The organism is Streptomyces sp. NPDC018026, from assembly GCF_044327745.1.
GTDB classification, from domain to species: domain Bacteria; phylum Actinomycetota; class Actinomycetes; order Streptomycetales; family Streptomycetaceae; genus Streptomyces; species Streptomyces rubrogriseus.
In genome coordinates this window covers 80,989-95,122 of sequence record NZ_JBIRFY010000009.1, presented here as the reverse complement: position 1 = coordinate 95,122, position 14,134 = coordinate 80,989, and the positions used below count along the sequence as shown (strand labels likewise).

General features: G+C 73.3%; 19 protein-coding genes and 1 tRNA gene. 5 read left to right on the top strand and 15 right to left on the bottom strand.

The window, feature by feature from the left end; genetic code table 11:
* Positions 1-2: 2 nt before the first annotated feature.
* The 8 genes from ACH4D3_RS26520 to ACH4D3_RS26485 form a co-directional block, all read right to left on the bottom strand.
* Positions 3-968: an RNA polymerase sigma factor SigF gene (locus tag ACH4D3_RS26520; protein ID WP_398326602.1), complete on the bottom strand. Its 966-nt coding sequence runs from the start codon at positions 966-968 to the stop codon at positions 3-5.
* A 292-nt stretch (positions 969-1,260) separates the two neighbouring features.
* Positions 1,261-2,100 (bottom strand): RNA polymerase sigma factor SigF, encoded by an 840-nt coding sequence (locus tag ACH4D3_RS26515; RefSeq protein WP_030188868.1) that lies wholly within the window; start codon positions 2,098-2,100, stop codon positions 1,261-1,263.
* A gap of 192 nt (positions 2,101-2,292) precedes the next feature.
* The gene (locus ACH4D3_RS26510; RefSeq protein WP_385357847.1) at positions 2,293-2,586 is read right to left on the bottom strand and encodes a Dabb family protein; all 294 of its coding nucleotides are present in this window, start codon (positions 2,584-2,586) and stop codon (positions 2,293-2,295) included.
* Positions 2,586-2,807: a hypothetical protein gene (locus ACH4D3_RS26505; protein WP_003974925.1), complete on the bottom strand. Its 222-nt coding sequence runs from the start codon at positions 2,805-2,807 to the stop codon at positions 2,586-2,588. Before ACH4D3_RS26505 ends, ACH4D3_RS26510 begins: the two co-directional genes overlap by 1 nt.
* 43 nt (positions 2,808-2,850) lie before the next feature.
* Positions 2,851-2,935: transfer RNA gene (locus ACH4D3_RS26500), tRNA-Ser, on the bottom strand.
* A 100-nt stretch (positions 2,936-3,035) separates the two neighbouring features.
* Positions 3,036-3,467, bottom strand: coding sequence for a tRNA adenosine(34) deaminase TadA (gene tadA / locus ACH4D3_RS26495; RefSeq protein WP_398327064.1), 432 nt, complete (start codon positions 3,465-3,467; stop codon positions 3,036-3,038).
* 68 nt (positions 3,468-3,535) lie between these two features.
* Entirely contained in the window at positions 3,536-4,084 is a 549-nt protein-coding gene (locus ACH4D3_RS26490; RefSeq protein WP_398326599.1) for a hypothetical protein, read from the bottom strand.
* Between the two features lie 351 nt (positions 4,085-4,435).
* Positions 4,436-4,684, bottom strand: coding sequence for a hypothetical protein (locus ACH4D3_RS26485; protein WP_398326597.1), 249 nt, complete (start codon positions 4,682-4,684; stop codon positions 4,436-4,438).
* 138 nt (positions 4,685-4,822) lie between these two features.
* On the opposite strand from ACH4D3_RS26485, the gene upp reads away from it, so the two are divergent.
* Positions 4,823-5,458, top strand: a complete 636-nt coding sequence (gene upp / locus ACH4D3_RS26480) for a uracil phosphoribosyltransferase (RefSeq protein WP_003974921.1) — start codon at positions 4,823-4,825, stop codon at positions 5,456-5,458.
* A 24-nt stretch (positions 5,459-5,482) separates the two neighbouring features.
* Here the strand turns inward: upp and ACH4D3_RS26475 are convergent, their stop codons facing one another.
* The 7 genes from ACH4D3_RS26475 to ACH4D3_RS26445 form a co-directional block, all read right to left on the bottom strand.
* A complete protein-coding gene (locus ACH4D3_RS26475; RefSeq protein WP_398327062.1) occupies positions 5,483-6,097 on the bottom strand; it encodes a LytR C-terminal domain-containing protein in 615 nt (204 codons plus the stop codon).
* Between the two features lie 135 nt (positions 6,098-6,232).
* Positions 6,233-6,529 (bottom strand): type II toxin-antitoxin system VapB family antitoxin, encoded by a 297-nt coding sequence (locus ACH4D3_RS26470; RefSeq protein ID WP_003999914.1) that lies wholly within the window; start codon positions 6,527-6,529, stop codon positions 6,233-6,235.
* Positions 6,530-6,705: 176 nt separating this feature from the next.
* Positions 6,706-6,840: a hypothetical protein gene (locus tag ACH4D3_RS26465; protein ID WP_398326595.1), complete on the bottom strand. Its 135-nt coding sequence runs from the start codon at positions 6,838-6,840 to the stop codon at positions 6,706-6,708.
* A gap of 69 nt (positions 6,841-6,909) precedes the next feature.
* Positions 6,910-7,239: a hypothetical protein gene (locus ACH4D3_RS26460; RefSeq protein WP_398326592.1), complete on the bottom strand. Its 330-nt coding sequence runs from the start codon at positions 7,237-7,239 to the stop codon at positions 6,910-6,912.
* Between the two features lie 81 nt (positions 7,240-7,320).
* Positions 7,321-8,007: an HdeD family acid-resistance protein gene (locus ACH4D3_RS26455; protein ID WP_398326589.1), complete on the bottom strand. Its 687-nt coding sequence runs from the start codon at positions 8,005-8,007 to the stop codon at positions 7,321-7,323.
* A 488-nt stretch (positions 8,008-8,495) separates the two neighbouring features.
* Positions 8,496-9,089: an HhH-GPD-type base excision DNA repair protein gene (locus ACH4D3_RS26450; RefSeq protein WP_398326586.1), complete on the bottom strand. Its 594-nt coding sequence runs from the start codon at positions 9,087-9,089 to the stop codon at positions 8,496-8,498.
* Positions 9,090-9,113: 24 nt separating this feature from the next.
* Positions 9,114-9,839, bottom strand: coding sequence for a siderophore-interacting protein (locus ACH4D3_RS26445; protein WP_398326583.1), 726 nt, complete (start codon positions 9,837-9,839; stop codon positions 9,114-9,116).
* 84 nt (positions 9,840-9,923) lie between these two features.
* Between ACH4D3_RS26445 and ACH4D3_RS26440 the strand changes: the two genes are divergently transcribed.
* Genes ACH4D3_RS26440 through ACH4D3_RS26425 form a run of 4 tightly spaced genes read left to right on the top strand, consistent with a single transcriptional unit; the run spans position 9,924 to position 14,056 of the window.
* Positions 9,924-12,161, top strand: coding sequence for a penicillin acylase family protein (locus ACH4D3_RS26440; RefSeq protein ID WP_398326580.1), 2,238 nt, complete (start codon positions 9,924-9,926; stop codon positions 12,159-12,161).
* A complete protein-coding gene (locus ACH4D3_RS26435) occupies positions 12,154-12,774 on the top strand; it encodes a GNAT family N-acetyltransferase (RefSeq protein ID WP_398326577.1) in 621 nt (206 codons plus the stop codon). Before ACH4D3_RS26440 ends, ACH4D3_RS26435 begins: the two co-directional genes overlap by 8 nt.
* Positions 12,771-13,268: a cupin domain-containing protein gene (locus tag ACH4D3_RS26430; RefSeq protein ID WP_398326574.1), complete on the top strand. Its 498-nt coding sequence runs from the start codon at positions 12,771-12,773 to the stop codon at positions 13,266-13,268. The genes ACH4D3_RS26435 and ACH4D3_RS26430 overlap by 4 nt, the downstream gene beginning before the upstream one ends.
* Positions 13,265-14,056: an SDR family NAD(P)-dependent oxidoreductase gene (locus tag ACH4D3_RS26425; protein ID WP_398326571.1), complete on the top strand. Its 792-nt coding sequence runs from the start codon at positions 13,265-13,267 to the stop codon at positions 14,054-14,056. Before ACH4D3_RS26430 ends, ACH4D3_RS26425 begins: the two co-directional genes overlap by 4 nt.
* Positions 14,057-14,134: the final 78 nt, after the last annotated feature.

The window sequence follows — 14,134 nt, the reverse complement described above, 5'->3', positions numbered from 1 at the left end:
GCTCAGTCGGAGATGAGGCCTTCGCGCAGCTGCGACAGGGTCCGGGTGAGCAGCCGGGAGACGTGCATCTGCGAGATGCCGACCTCCTCGCCGATCTGCGACTGGGTCATGTTGGCGAAGAAGCGCAGCATGATGATCCGCCGCTCCCGGGGCGGCAGCTTGGCCAGCAGCGGCTTCAGGGACTCGCGGTACTCCACGCCCTCCAGCGCCGTGTCCTCGTAGCCCAGGCGGTCGGCCAGCGAGCCCTCGCCGCCGTCGTCCTCCGGGGCCGGCGAGTCCAGCGAGGAGGCGGTGTACGCGTTGCCCACGGCCAGGCCGTCGACGACGTCCTCCTCGGACACGCCGAGGACGGCGGCCAGTTCACTCACGGTCGGCGAGCGGTCCAGCTTCTGGGACAGCTCGTCGCTGGCCTTCGTCAGGGCCAGCCGCAGCTCCTGGAGGCGGCGCGGGACGCGCACCGACCACGAGGTGTCGCGGAAGAACCGCTTGATCTCGCCGACGACGGTCGGCATGGCGAACGTCGGGAACTCGACCCCGCGTTCGCAGTCGAAGCGGTCGATCGCCTTGATCAGGCCGATGGTGCCGACCTGGACGATGTCCTCCATCGGCTCGTTGCGGGACCGGAAGCGCGCGGCGGCGTAGCGCACCAGCGGGAGGTTCAGCTCGATCAGGGTGTCCCGGACGTAGGCGCGCTCGGGACTGTCCTGGTCGAGGGCGGCGAGCCGCAGGAACAGGGAGCGGGACAGGGTGCGGGTGTCGATGGCCTCCGTTGCCGGAAGGGTCTGGGCCGGCACGGCGTCGAGGTCCGGCACGGCTTCGACGGCCTGAGCGCCGTCGAGGGAGCCGACGGAGCCGACGGAGTCGATGGGGCCGACGGGCTCGACGGGGCCGAGCGCCTCGATCGAGTCGGGCGCGGTCTCGCTCTCCGCGAGCGCGAGCACCTTCGAGCTGCCCTGTTCTGCGGACATGCCACCCCCTTTGGGTCGCGGGACGGTCGCGGCACACGCTCCCACGCCGGGAACGCAGCCTTCACCTGAATACCGGAGCCGAAGCCCCGGCAAACGCGTCTCCGGCAGAATGTCACATGTCGGCAACGCGCTGTAGTGACATGTCGACATCCGAGATGCGAATACCCCCTGGAAACAGGGGGTCTGATGGGCTTTCAGCCCGATTCCGTCCGCAACGGCCCTGGTGAGCGATTCGCTCTCCCCGGTGACCCCTCGCTCGCGCTTTCGACTCCGCCCGGACTCCCGGCCGAGCTTACGCGTCGATCCGGTTCGCGGACCTCAACCGCTGGAAACTACGCGCCAGTAGCCGCGAGACGTGCATCTGGGAGACGCCGAGTTCGGCGCTGATCTGCGACTGCGTGAGGTTGCTGTAGTAGCGCAGCAGCAGGATCCGCTGCTCCCGCTCGGGGAGCTGGACGAGCAGGTGGCGTACCAGGTCCCGGTGCTCGACCCCGTCGAGGGCCGGGTCCTCGTAGCCGAGCCGGTCGAGCAGTCCGGGCAGCCCGTCGCCCTCCTGGGCGGCCTCCAGCGAGGTGGCGTGGTACGACCGCCCCGCCTCGATGCAGGACAGCACCTCCTCCTCGGTGATGCGCAGCCGCTCGGCGATCTCGGCGGTGGTCGGGGAGCGCCCGAAGGCCGTCGTCAGGTCCTCGGTGGCGCTGTTGACCTGCACCCACAGCTCGTGCAGCCGGCGCGGCACGTGCACGGTGCGCACGTTGTCGCGGAAGTACCGCTTGATCTCCCCGACCACGGTGGGCATCGCGAACGTCGGGAACTGCACGCCCCGCTCCGGGTCGAAGCGGTCGATGGCGTTGATGAGCCCGATGGTGCCGACCTGGACGACGTCCTCCATCGGCTCGTTGCGCGAGCGGAAGCGGGCGGCGGCGTAGCGCACCAGCGGGAGGTTGGCCTCGATGAGCGCCGCGCGCACCCGGTCGTGCTCCGGCGTGCCCGGGGTGAGGCCCTTCAGCTCGCCGAAGAGCACCTGGGTCAGGGCCCGGGTGTCGGCGCCCCGGCTGCGCTGCGGCGCGGGAGCCTCCTGGGCCTGGGCGGGCGGCGCGGGCGGTGCTTGAGGCGCAGTACTGGCCGGCACGGTCAACTCCACCTCGTGATCTGTCAACTCTTCCGTCAACTCATCCGTCAAAAGCGGTCATAGCATCACAAGACATGTCCACTGTGTGCAAGCACCGCATAACGTCGTGTTGAGTGAACGCAGAACGGCCCCGCACCGAGCCGGTGCGGGGCCGGGCCCCGGTCCGCAGCGCGCTGCGGACCCGCGGTCGTACTAGAACTCGTAGTCGGCGATCACCCAGGTGGCGAACTCGCGCCACAGCGCGACGCCCGCCTGGTGCGCCGGGTGTTCGAGATAGCGCTTGAGCGCGTCCGCGTCGTCCACGGCCGAGTTGATGGCGAAGTCGTAGGCGATGGGCCGGTCGCTGATGTTCCAGGCGCACTCCCAGAAGCGGAGGTCGTCGATCCGGCCACCGAGCGCCCGGAAGGCCTCGACGCCCGCCACGACGCGCGGGTCGTCGCGCTCGACGCCGTCGTTCAGCTTGAACAGCACGAGATGGCGGATCATCACTCTCCTCCGTTGGCGGCCCAGGTCATGAAGTCGCCCACGGCGCCCGCCGCGTCGGATATGCCCTGGAAACCTATCTGCACGTAGTCGGCTGCCTTGGCCGGATCGGTGATGATCACGTACAGCACGAAGACCACGACCACATAGACGGCGATCTTCTTCGAGTTCACCGCCACCGCGGCCTCCCCTGTCCCTTCGACCCACGCCTTTCGGTCGCTCATGATCGCACGAAGGGCCCCGTCTTTCGACGGGGCCCTTCCAAAGCGGTAGCGGAGGGATTTGAACCCTCGGTGACTTGCGCCACACTCGCTTTCGAGGCGAGCTCCTTCGGCCGCTCGGACACGCTACCGAGAGAGACCTTACAGCACGGAGCGGCATGCTCAGAAATCGGTATTGCGGCCGACGAACGGCCGTACGGGCAGCTGTCCCGGCACCCCGTCCGGACCCGGTCAGCGGTCGCGGAAGAAGTCCGTGAGCAGCCGGGCGCAGTCGTCCGCGAGCACGCCCTCGATCACCTCGGGACGGTGGTTGAGGCGCCGGTCGCGCACCACGTCCCACAGCGACCCGGCCGCTCCCGCCTTGTCGTCGCGGGCGCCGTAGACCACGCGGTCCACCCGGGACTGGACGAGCGCGCCCGCGCACATCGTGCAGGGCTCCAGGGTGACGACGAGCGTGCACCCCGACAGCCGCCACTCGCCCAGCTCCGCTGCGGCCCGCCGGATCGCGAGGACCTCGGCGTGGGCCGTCGGGTCCCCGGTGGCCTCGCGTTCGTTGTGCCCGGCGGAGAGCACGGCACGGCCGTCCGGCGCCAGTACGACGGCGCCGACGGGCACGTCCCCGCCGGCCGCCGCCCGCCCGGCCTCGGCCAGGGCGAGCCGCATCGCGGCCCGCCACCGGTCGCGCACCGGATCGGGCGGTGCCCCCTCGGGGTCCTCCTCGGCCGGCGCGGTCAGCGGACGGTCTCCAGTACGTCCAGCGCGCCCAGGGCCTCGGCGATCTCGCCGACCGCGTCCCCGGACATCGAGCGCAGCTCCTTCTCGCTCACGCCGAGGTCGTCCAGGACCTCGGCGTCGCCGACCGGCCCGTGCGGCACGGCCTCGGCCGAGCCGGCGGCCGCGTCGGAGCCGCCGCCGTCCTCGTCCTCCTCGTCGTCGGACTCGCCGTCCTCCGTGCCGTCGAGGTCGAGGGCGTCGAGGTCGTCACCGTCGTCACCCGGCTCCCGGCCGAGCAGTTCGTCGGTGAGCAGGATCTCGCCGTAGCTGCTGCGGGCGGCCGCGGCGGCGTCCGACACATAGATACGGGGGTCCTCCTCGCCGTCCACCCGGACGACTCCGAACCACGCGTCCTCCTGCTCGATCAGCACGAGCACCGTGTCCTCGTCGGGAGAGGACTCCCGGGCCAGGTCGGCAAGATCCGACAGGGTTTCCACATCGTCGAGCTCTGTGTCGCTCGCTTCCCACCCGTCTTCGGTGCGCGCGAGCAGTGCGGCGAAGTACACCGTGACTCTCCCACTGGTCCTAGGCGTGCCGGTTGGGGATCCCCCCGGCGGAGGCTACGGGCGGGGGAGCGGTGCTCCGAGCCCCACCCACTCGGAATCGTGGCAGAAACAAGGCACTCAGGGGACGTCTTCGGCGCCCTGTGTCCGGCTGTTTTGACCGGCGTCCCGGAAGGTGCGCACCCGGACAGCCGCCCAGCAGCGCCCTCGTCGCCGCCACGTGCGGATCGTACGCGGATTCTCGCGGTCCCCGCGTACGTCCGTCACCACCAACGTCGGCGCGGCGCGCGATCTTCCCCGGCCGGCTCAGGAAGTTTTCCCGGGCGGAGGAACAACCAGCGAACTGCCGAGGAACTACCAGCGAAAGGTGCGCATGCGCATCGCGTGCCGCAGCCGGGCGGCCTTGGCGCGGCGCGGCTGCACGCGGTCCCGCAACTGCCGGGCCTCCGCCAGATCACGCAGGAACTCGGCCCGGCGCCGCCGCCGTTCGGCCTCCCGCTCCCGTTCCCGCTCCCCCCGCGGCACCGCACTCGGCTCGGCCCCGCGTTCCGCACCCCGCTCCGCGCCGGGGGACGGCATGTTGTGGAAGTCCCGGTCAGGCACAGTCTCACCACCCAGCGTCCGTCCCTCCCACCTTCCCCCGACCGGGCGGTTTGACGCCCGCGAACGAGTGGAGCCCCGCTTTGGACCTTGCCCGCCGCGGGGACGCCGCCCCCACGGGCCCCGGTTAATGTGGTGGACATGCGTCTCCACGTCGTCGACCACCCCCTGGTCGCCCACAAGCTCACCACGCTGCGCGACCAGCGCACCGACTCCGCGACCTTCCGCCGTCTCGCCGACGAGCTGGTCACCCTGCTCGCCTACGAGGCCACGCGGGACGTCCGCACCGAACAGGTCGACATCCACACGCCGGTCTCCCGGACCACCGGCGTCAAGCTCTCCCACCCGCGCCCGCTGGTGGTGCCGATCCTGCGGGCCGGTCTCGGCATGCTCGACGGCATGGTCCGGCTGCTGCCGACCGCCGAGGTGGGCTTCCTCGGCATGGTGCGCAACGAGGAGACGCTCCAGGCCTCCACGTACGCCACGCGCATGCCGGACGACCTGTCCGGGCGCCAGGTGTACGTCCTCGACCCCATGCTGGCCACCGGCGGCACCCTGGTCGCGTCCATCAGGGAGCTGATCAAGCGCGGCGCCGACGACGTGACGGCGGTGGTGCTGCTCGCCGCCCCCGAGGGTGTCGAACTGATGGAGCGCGAGCTGGCCGGCACCCCGGTGACGGTCGTGACGGCCTCGGTCGACGAGCGTCTCAACGAGCAGGGCTACATCGTCCCGGGCCTCGGCGACGCGGGCGACCGCATGTACGGAGCGGCCGAATAGCGGTCGGCGCAGTCCCGGACCCGCTCAGCAGCCCTTCTTCTCCGCGGTGGGCGTCGGCCGCGGCGCGGCCAGCTCGGCCAGCGCCGTGTCGGCGGCCGCGGGCTTCGCCAGCCCCTTGAAGCCGTTGCCGATGATGAGGTCGACGGCGGCGCCCTTGCGGGCCGCGTCGGCGCGGTGCTCGGCGCCGGGCAGCTGGGTGCCGAGCACGGTGAGCGAGGTCTTGAGGGAGGCGGCCGGCCCGAGCAGCAGCCCCGTGCCGGCGACCTTCTTGTCGTACTCCTTGGGCGCGTTGCTCACGTCGCCCACGCGGAAGCCGCGCTTCTTCAGCTCGTCGGCGGTCTTCTGCGCCAGCCCGCTGCGGGTCGTCGCGTTGAGCACGTTGACGGTGACCTGACCGGGCTTCGGCAGCTCCACGGCGGACGGCGAGGCGCTCGCCCTCGCGGTGGTGGCACAGCCGGCGGCACCGGCCGCAGAGGCCTTGTCGCCGCCGGTGAAGACGTCGATGAGCTGCAGCGTGCCCCAGCCCAGCACCCCGAGAACGGTGACGCAGGCGACGGCGAGGACCGCGAACCGGCCGCGTCGCCGGGCCGGGCGCATCCGCGGGTACTTGTCCCCCGTGATCTTGTACTGGCCACCCATGCCGGGAGGAGTCAGCATGCTCATGGGCGCAGCGTAGTGCGCCGGAGCAGGGATGCCTATTAGATGATCAGTCGACGTTCCGAGGTTCGACGCAAGGCAACCCGAAAGGGTCAACCGAAAGCGCCACAGGCGTCGTCAGTCGAGCTCGAGGACCCGGGCGTGCAGCACCTGGCGCTGCTGCAGCGCGGCCCGCACCGCCCGGTGCAGACCGTCCTCCAGATACAGATCGCCCTGCCACTTCACGACGTGTGCGAAGAGGTCGCCGTAGAAGGTGGAGTCCTCGGCCAGGAGCGTTTCCAGGTCGAGCTGGCCCTTGGTCGTCACGAGCTGATCGAGGCGGACCGGGCGCGGCGCGACGTCCGCCCACTGCCGGGTGCTTTCCCGGCCGTGGTCGGGGTACGGCCGGCCGTTTCCGATGCGCTTGAAGATCACACGGAAAGCCTACCGGCCCCGGCGTCGCGGGCGCAGCCATGGCGCCGGAGTGCGGCGCCGGAAAAGCCGCCGCAAACCGGATCAATCGGCAGGGCCCGCGAGAGTTCGGTGGCCGCGGGGCTCTCCGCGGGCGGCGGAGACGGTGCGTGACCGCCCCCACCGCCCGGGCCCTTTTGTCAGCCGCGCGGCCGTTCCCGTGCGGGCCGCTGCTGTTCGCCGGCTGCCTGCGCGGCGGTGCCGGTCCGGGGCGCACGGCGGGCCGCCTCGGCACGCAGGAGGGCGCGCAGGACGGCGTAGGGGTCGTTGGGCATGTCGGTTCCTCGTTCCTGGTTCGCGTGCCGGGTTCGCGGGGGACCGGCGACGGGGCCGGTCCGGCGCGGTCAGCAGCGCAGAACCACGGAACGCGGGCCGCGGGGGAGGACGGCGGCCCGATCGGTACGAGCGTCGAACCGGGGGCGAGCCCGACGGCCCGCCACGAAGACCGGCGCAACGGGCCGCACCACGACGGCCCGCCGCACACTGCGCCCCGGCCCCCTCAGCACGGTGTCGAGATGGTCGTACTCCCCCGCCGTACCCGCCGCCGCGGCCACCGGCGTGACCGGTGCCGCCCGGACCGCCACGTGCGTGCAGGGCACGAGCAGGACGAGCAACAGGACCAGGGCCCGCAGACAGGCGTCCGGGCGGACGGCGGCATGCGGTGCGGGTCTCACCTCAGTCGTGTCCCCGCCCGGCGTACGCCGTCCTTCCCGCCGGGGACGTAATCCGCCCGCTCGGCGTAGGCGGGGCGCCGCTCACAGGGCGCGGGGGACCTGGTGCGCCCGCCCGCGCAGCCGCACCGACGTCACGATCTCGACGACGCCGACGACGACCAGCCACCAGCCGCCGACCAGCATGAGGACGGCGGCCGACTCGACCGGCGAGTCGATCAGGACGATGCCGGCGACCACGGTGACGGCGCCGAGGAAGATCTGCCAGCCGCGCGCCGGCATGGACGGGTCGTGCGCGGCGGCCACGATCTGGGTGACGCCGCGGAACAGCCAGCCGATGCCGATCCACAGCGCGAGCAGCAGCACCGACTGCAGGGGGCCGCGGAAGCAGAACAGACCCAGCAGGATCGACACGGCGCCGCTGATGAAGGCCAGCACCCGCAGTGAGGTCCTGCGGTGCGTACCGAAGGCCGCGGCCAGCTGGAGGACGCCGCTGATGACGAGGTAGAGGCCGAAGAGCACACCGGCGGCGAGGAGCGAGGCGCCGGGCCAGACCAGGACCAGGATGCCCAGGATCAGCGAGGCGATGCCGGTGAACAGCACGGTCTGCCAGGCGGCGCGGGACAGAAGGTGCAACGGCCCCTCGAAGGCGGGCTCGGGCTCGGGCTCCCGGTGTCCGGCGGCCGGCCCGTGCGGCGTCCCGTGCCGGGCGTGCACCCCGCGGTCGTCGTACGGCGTCCCGCCGGGGGACCCGCTAGGTGGTTCGGTCATGCCCCATGCTGGGAGCAGGCTCGACACGGATGCCACCTGGGTTGGGCCACGGGGCTGATGCGCTCCGCGCGACGCGGCACCCGGGGCGGGTGTGGGGCACGTGGCCCGGCGTCGCACGCGGTGCCCGGGGTGGGTGCGGGCGCGAGGGGGACGCGGCCCGGCGTTGCGGGGTGCCGCTGCGCCCACCCGTGCCGCCCCAGCGGCACGACTGCCCGCAGCGGCGGCGGCGGGCGACGACGCGCAGCTGGGCGGGGCGGCGGACGGCGCGCAGCTGGGCGGCGTGGCGGGTACGCGCAGCTGGCGCGGGGGCGAGGCGGCGGGGGAGCCGCGTACGGCGAGAAGGGGGCGGGTCGGGGGGTGTCCGCCCGCAGCGGTTGGCGCGTCAACGGAGTTCGCTTCTGTGGCCGACCGATTCCGCGCCGTTCCGAGGACGGACACCCCCCGGCGCGGCCCCGACCCACCCACCGGAGATACCGCGCCACGCGCACCTACTTGCCGGAGCCCTTCGCCGCCTTGGCCGCCGCCTTCATCTCCTGCTTGTGCGCACGCACCTTGGTCAGGGACTCCGGCCCCCTGATGTCCGCGACCGACCGGAAGGAGTCCGGCTCCCCGTACGCCCCCGCCGCCTCGCGCCACCCCTCGGGACGGACGCCGAGCTGCTTGCCGAGCAGCGCAAGGAAGATCTGGGCCTTCTGCTTGCCGAACCCCGGCAGCTCCTGGAGCCGTTTCAGCAGCTCCTTCCCGGTGCTCACCCCCCGCCAGACGGCCTCGGCGTCACCGTCGTACGTCTCGACGAGGTACCGGCACAGCTGCTGCACCCGCCCCGCCATCGAGCCGGGATACCGATGAACGGCCGGCTTGTCGGACAGCAGCGCGGCGAACCCCTCCGGGTCGTACGCGGCGATGTCGTGCGCGTCGAGGTCCTCCGCCCCCATGCGCCGGGCGATGGTCGAGGGACCCTTGAACGCCCACTCCATGGGCACTTGCTGGTCCAGCAGCATGCCGACCAGCGCGGCGAGCGGGCTGCGCCCGAGGAGTTCGTCGGCCTCGGGGTCCTGGGCGAGGTGAAGTGTGACGTCCATGTCCCGATGATCGCGCGTACGGGCTCAGGTCGCGCGCCAGTACCCCAGCGCGTTCACCCGCTGCTTCGGCACCCCCAGCTCCTTGCGGACGTACGACGAGAGCGCCCGGGTAGTCGCCGTGTCGCACGCGATCCATACGAACGGCTCCGAGGCGGCCCCCAGCAGCTCCGGCAGCTCCTCCTTCACCCGCGCCACCAACTGCGCCCCCGCGTCCCGCCGCGCAACCGCCCGCACCTCGTGCCGCCCGGAGTCGGTACGAAACGGCAGGCCGTCGTCCGTGCCCCCCTCGAACCAGACGGTCGCGGGCACCGACCCGAACGCGTCGAGCAGGGAGTTGAGCGCGGGCAGGGACGCCGGGTCCGCGACCGCGAAGACACGGGACGGAGGGGGCTGCGGCACCTCGAACCCGGTGCCCTGGACCGTCGCCTCGACGGTGTCCCCCGGCTTCGCCGCCCGCGCCCAGTCGCTCGCGCACCCCTCGTGCAGGGCGAACTCCATGGCGAAGGTCCCGGCCGCCGGATCCGGGTCGACCAGCGTGTACCCCCGCTGGTGCGGCCTGCCCGCGTTGTCGAACCACAGCCGCACCCACATCGTGGGGTGGACCCCGGTCACCGCCAGCATGCCGCCGTCGCTCAGGCGCAGCCGCCGGTAGTGCGGGGTCACGTCCTCCACGCCCGTCACGGTGAACTCGAAGTCCTTCGCGCGCATCAGCTTGAGGACCGCGCCCTCCCAGCCCCGCCCCTGCCCCATGTTTCCTTCACCCTTCACGTACTATTCGGCCACGACAGCTATAACTTAGGTGAGCCTAACCTAAAGGAAAGTAGAGGCACAGGGGTGAGCGCCGAGACCTACCGCGACGCCTGGGGAATCCCGCACCTGCGCGCGGACACCCCGCACGAACTCGCCCGCGCCCAGGGCCGCGTCACCGCCCGCGACCGCGCCTGGCAACTGGAGGTCGAGCGGCACCGCGCCCAGGGCACCTCCGCGTCCTTCCTCGGCCCCGAGGCCCTGTCCTGGGACCGCCTCGCCCGCCGAGCCCGCCTCGCGGACACCGCCCGCCGCTGCTTCACCGCCCTGGAGCAGAAGGACCCGGAGACGGCGGCCTGGGTGCGGGCGTACGCGGACGGCGTGAACGAGGGGCTCACCGAGACAGAGCCCCCGAACCCGAACCCGAACCCGAACGCGAACCCGGCCCAGGCCCATGCCCAGTCCCCGGAGTTCGCCCGCACCGGCCTCACCCCGGGCCACTGGGACCCCTGGACCCCGCTCGGCGTCTGGCTCGCCACCCACATCCTCTTCGCGGGCTTCCCCGCCAAGCTCTGGCGCGAGCACATCTCCACCCACCTCGGCCCGGAAGCCGTCGCCCTGTTCGCCGCCGACGGCCCCGGCACCGCGGGCAGCAACGGCTGGCTGGTGAGCGGCGAGCGGACCACGACCGGACACGCACTGATCGCGGGCGACCCGCACCGCTTCATCGAGGACCCCGGTGTCTACCAGCAGGTCCACCTGTCCTGCCCGGAGTTCGACGTCGTCGGCCTCGCCGTGCCCGGCGTCCCCGGCGTCGCCCACTTCGGCCACACCGGCACCGTCGCCTGGGCCATCACCAACGCGATGGCCGACTACCAGGACCTGTACCGCGAACGCCTGCGCCGCACCGGCGCGGGGGTCGAGGCGCTCGGCCCGGACGGCACCTGGCACCGCGCCGCCCGCCACACGGAGACGATCCACGTCGCCGGGGAGGACACGGTGGAGGTCGAGATCATCGAGACCGACCGCGGCCCCGTGATCGCCGGCGGCCCCGAGGGCCTGGACGACGGCACCCCGGCCGCCCTCAGCCTGCGCTACCCGCCCCGCGTCACCGCCGACCTCGGCTTCGGCGCCCTGCTGCCGCTGCTGCGGGCCCGCCGGGTCGCCGACGTGGACCGCGCCCTGGACGCGTGGGCCGAGCCGGTCAACGTGGTGCAGGCCGCCGACACGGAGGGCGGCCTGCTGCACCGGGTCGCGGGCCGCGTCCCCGTGCGCCCCGCCGCGAACGGCCTGCGACCGGTCCCCGCCTGGGAGCCCGGCCACGAGTGGACCGGCTGGCACACCCCGCCCCGCGCCGGCCTCACCGACGGCGTCGCGGTGATGGCGAACCAGCGCGGCCCGTCCACGCCCCTGGGCGTCGAGTTCGCCCCGCCGCACCGCGCCGACCGCATCACCGCCCTGCTCGCGGGCAAGGAGCACTGGTCGGCGGCGGACATGCCCGCGATCCACACGGACACCCACCTGGGCTCGGCCACCCCCCTCCTGAACCACCTCGCGGCCCTGCCTTCCACGACCGCCCCGACCTCCGAAGCCACCCCGACCACCCCGACCTCCGAAGCCACCCCGACCACCCCGACCACCCCGACGACTCCGACCACCCCGACCCCCCTCACCCCCGAGGCCGCCGCCCTGCGCGACCGCATCCTCGCCTGGGACCGACGCATGGACGCCGACAGCACCGACGCCGCGGCGTACGCGGCCGTGCGCGCGGCGGTCGTACGCGGTCTGGCCGCGCACCCGGTCCTCGCCCCGGCGTCCGTGCCGCCCGCGTACCCCGAGGTGCTCCTGCCGTGGCTCGCGCTCGTGCCGCGCCTCGGCCACGCCCTGGAGCACCTGCTGCGCGCGGAGGACCTGTACGGCATCGACCGCACCGAGACCGTCCGCGCCGCGCTGGAGGAGGTCGCCGCGTCGCCGCCGTCCGGCACCTGGGGCGACACCCACCGCCTGGCCCCCTGGCGGGCACTGCCGGACCCCGCCGCCACCGCCGCCGCCCCCGTGGACGAACCCGGCCTCTCCGGCGACCACGACTGCGTCCTGTGCACCTCCCCGGTGCCCGGCCTCACCGACCGCGCCGCACGCGGCCCGGCCGCACGGTACGTCTGGGACCTGGCCGACCGCGCGAACAGCCGCTGGGTGGTGCCGCACGGCGCCTCGGGCCGCCCCGGCTCACCCCACCACCACGACCAGCAGCCCCTGTGGCTCGGCGGGGAACTCGCCCCGGTGGTCACCGACTTCGACCGGCTCACCAAGGAATCCGATGACTGACACCCCCGCGGCCCCGTACGCCTCCCGCACCCCGGTCCACGAGCAGTACCTCGACGGCTTCGGCACCGTCCGCGTCCTGCCCCTGGACCCCGCCGCGGACGCCGCGGTGGTCCACGGCTGGGTCGGTGAGGAACGGGCCGCGTTCTGGGGCATGAACGACCTGACGCGCGACCAGGTCGCCGCCGTGTACGCGCACATGGACACCCTCGACACCCACCACGCCTTCCTGGTCGTGAAGGACGACGCGCCGGCCGCCCTGCTCCAGACCTACGATCCCGCGGCCGACCGGGTGAGCGAGTGCTACGCCGCCGAGCCGGGCGACATCGGCGTCCACCTGCTCCTCGCCCCCGCCGGAACCGAGGGCGCGCGCCCCGGCTGGACCGCCGCGCTGTCGGCCGTCCTCATGGCGTACGTGCTGCTGGGCCTGGACCGGACGCGGATCGTGGTCGACCCGGACGTGGCCAACGAGAAGGCGATCGCCCGCTTCCTCAAGCAGGGCTTCACCGCCGGTCCCGAGGTGGACCTGCCCGAGGTGGACCTGCCGGACATGTACCTGCCGGAGAAGAAGGCACAACTGGCTTTCCTGCGCCGGGAGGTAGCGTTCGGCGCGTGACTCCCGCGCCGACACCGACCGCCGAGGACCTGATCGCGCACTACGCACTGGAGCCCATTCCGCGCGAGGGCGGACTGTTCCGGCGCACCTGGGCGGGCCCCGGGCGCCCGGACGGACGCCCCGCCGGTTCCGCCATCGTCGCCCTGCTCACCGCCCGGCCGGACGACTTCTCCGCCCTGCACCGCCTGCCCGCCGACGAGGTCTGGCACTTCTACCTCGGCGATCCCCTCGAACTGCTCCTCCTCGCCCCGGACGGCAGCGCGCGTACGGCCGTGCTCGGCCCCGACGTCCTGGGCGGGCAGCACGTGCAGTACACGGTGCCCGCCGGTACGTGGATGGGCGGCCGGGTGGGCGCGGGCGGCGCGTGGTCGCTCTTCGGCTGCACGATGGCGCCCGGCTTCACCTACGGGGACTACGAGCACGGCGACGCCGCCGATCTCACGGCGCGCTACCCGGCCGAGTCGGCCCGGATCGAGTCACTGTGCCGCCCATGACTCCCGCACCCCCTCCCCCCGACTCCACCCGCCTCCTCGACGGACAGATCGCCCTGGTCACCGGCGCGGGCGGCGGCATCGGCCGGGGGATCGCACTGCGCTTCGCCGAGGAGGGCGCGGCGGTGGCGGTGCACTGCCGTACGGCGGTGCAGTCGGCGCGGGAGGTGGCGGAACGCATCCGCGACCGGGGCGGACGCGCCACCGTCCTGCGCGCCGACCTCACCGGCGAGGACGCCTGCCGGCGCCTGGTCGGGGAGGCCGCCGACTGGGGCGGCGGACGGCTCGACGCGCTGGTCAACAACGCGGGCGTGCAGCCGCTGCGGGAACTGCCGGGCATGACGGCGACCGAGTGGCGGGAGGTGGTGGACACCAACCTGACCGGCGTCTTCGCGTGCACGCAGGCCGCGGCGGCAGTCATGCGCGCCCAGGGCGGCGGCACGGTCACCCACATCGCCTCGATCGAGGCGGGCGCCCCCGCTCCCGCGCACGCGCACTACAGCGCCTCGAAGGCGGCGGTGGTGATGCACGCCCGGTCGGCGGCACTGGAGTACGGCCCGTGGGGCGTGCGGGTGAACTCCGTCTCCCCCGGCCTCGTCGACCGGGAGGGACTCGCCGAGGCCTGGCCGGAGGGCGTACGGCCGTGGCGGCGGGCGGCACCGACGGGACGGCTCGGGCGCCCGGAGGACGTGGGGGACGCGTGCGTGTTCCTGGCCTCGCGGCTGGCGTCCTGGGTGACGGGCCACGACCTGGTGGTGGACGGCGGGGTGACGGCCCGCCCGTCGTGGTGAGGAGCCGCCGGACAGCCCGGTGAGCGGGACGGCCGCCGCGTCCGTACGTATCCCCGAGGCAGTGGGCCCCGACGACGG

Bases quoted from the DNA above. Each gene is read 5' to 3' on its own strand.
- ACH4D3_RS26520 (WP_398326602.1), bottom strand. From the start codon at position 968: ATGTCCGCAGAACAGGGCAGCTCGAAGGTGCTCGCGCTCGCGGAGAGC.
- ACH4D3_RS26510 (WP_385357847.1), bottom strand. From the start codon at position 2,586: ATGATCCGCCATCTCGTGCTGTTCAAGCTGAACGACGGCGTCGAGCGC.
- ACH4D3_RS26505 (WP_003974925.1), bottom strand. From the start codon at position 2,807: ATGAGCGACCGAAAGGCGTGGGTCGAAGGGACAGGGGAGGCCGCGGTG.
- tadA (WP_398327064.1), bottom strand. From the start codon at position 3,467: ATGCGGCTCGCCCTGGCCGAGGCCGGGCGGGCGGCGGCCGGCGGGGAC.
- upp (WP_003974921.1), top strand. From the start codon at position 4,823: ATGCGTCTCCACGTCGTCGACCACCCCCTGGTCGCCCACAAGCTCACC.
- ACH4D3_RS26475 (WP_398327062.1), bottom strand. From the start codon at position 6,097: ATGGGTGGCCAGTACAAGATCACGGGGGACAAGTACCCGCGGATGCGC.
- ACH4D3_RS26465 (WP_398326595.1), bottom strand. From the start codon at position 6,840: ATGCCCAACGACCCCTACGCCGTCCTGCGCGCCCTCCTGCGTGCCGAG.
- ACH4D3_RS26455 (WP_398326589.1), bottom strand. From the start codon at position 8,007: ATGACCGAACCACCTAGCGGGTCCCCCGGCGGGACGCCGTACGACGAC.
- ACH4D3_RS26450 (WP_398326586.1), bottom strand. From the start codon at position 9,089: ATGGACGTCACACTTCACCTCGCCCAGGACCCCGAGGCCGACGAACTC.
- ACH4D3_RS26445 (WP_398326583.1), bottom strand. From the start codon at position 9,839: ATGGGGCAGGGGCGGGGCTGGGAGGGCGCGGTCCTCAAGCTGATGCGC.
- ACH4D3_RS26435 (WP_398326577.1), top strand. From the start codon at position 12,154: ATGACTGACACCCCCGCGGCCCCGTACGCCTCCCGCACCCCGGTCCAC.
- ACH4D3_RS26425 (WP_398326571.1), top strand. From the start codon at position 13,265: ATGACTCCCGCACCCCCTCCCCCCGACTCCACCCGCCTCCTCGACGGA.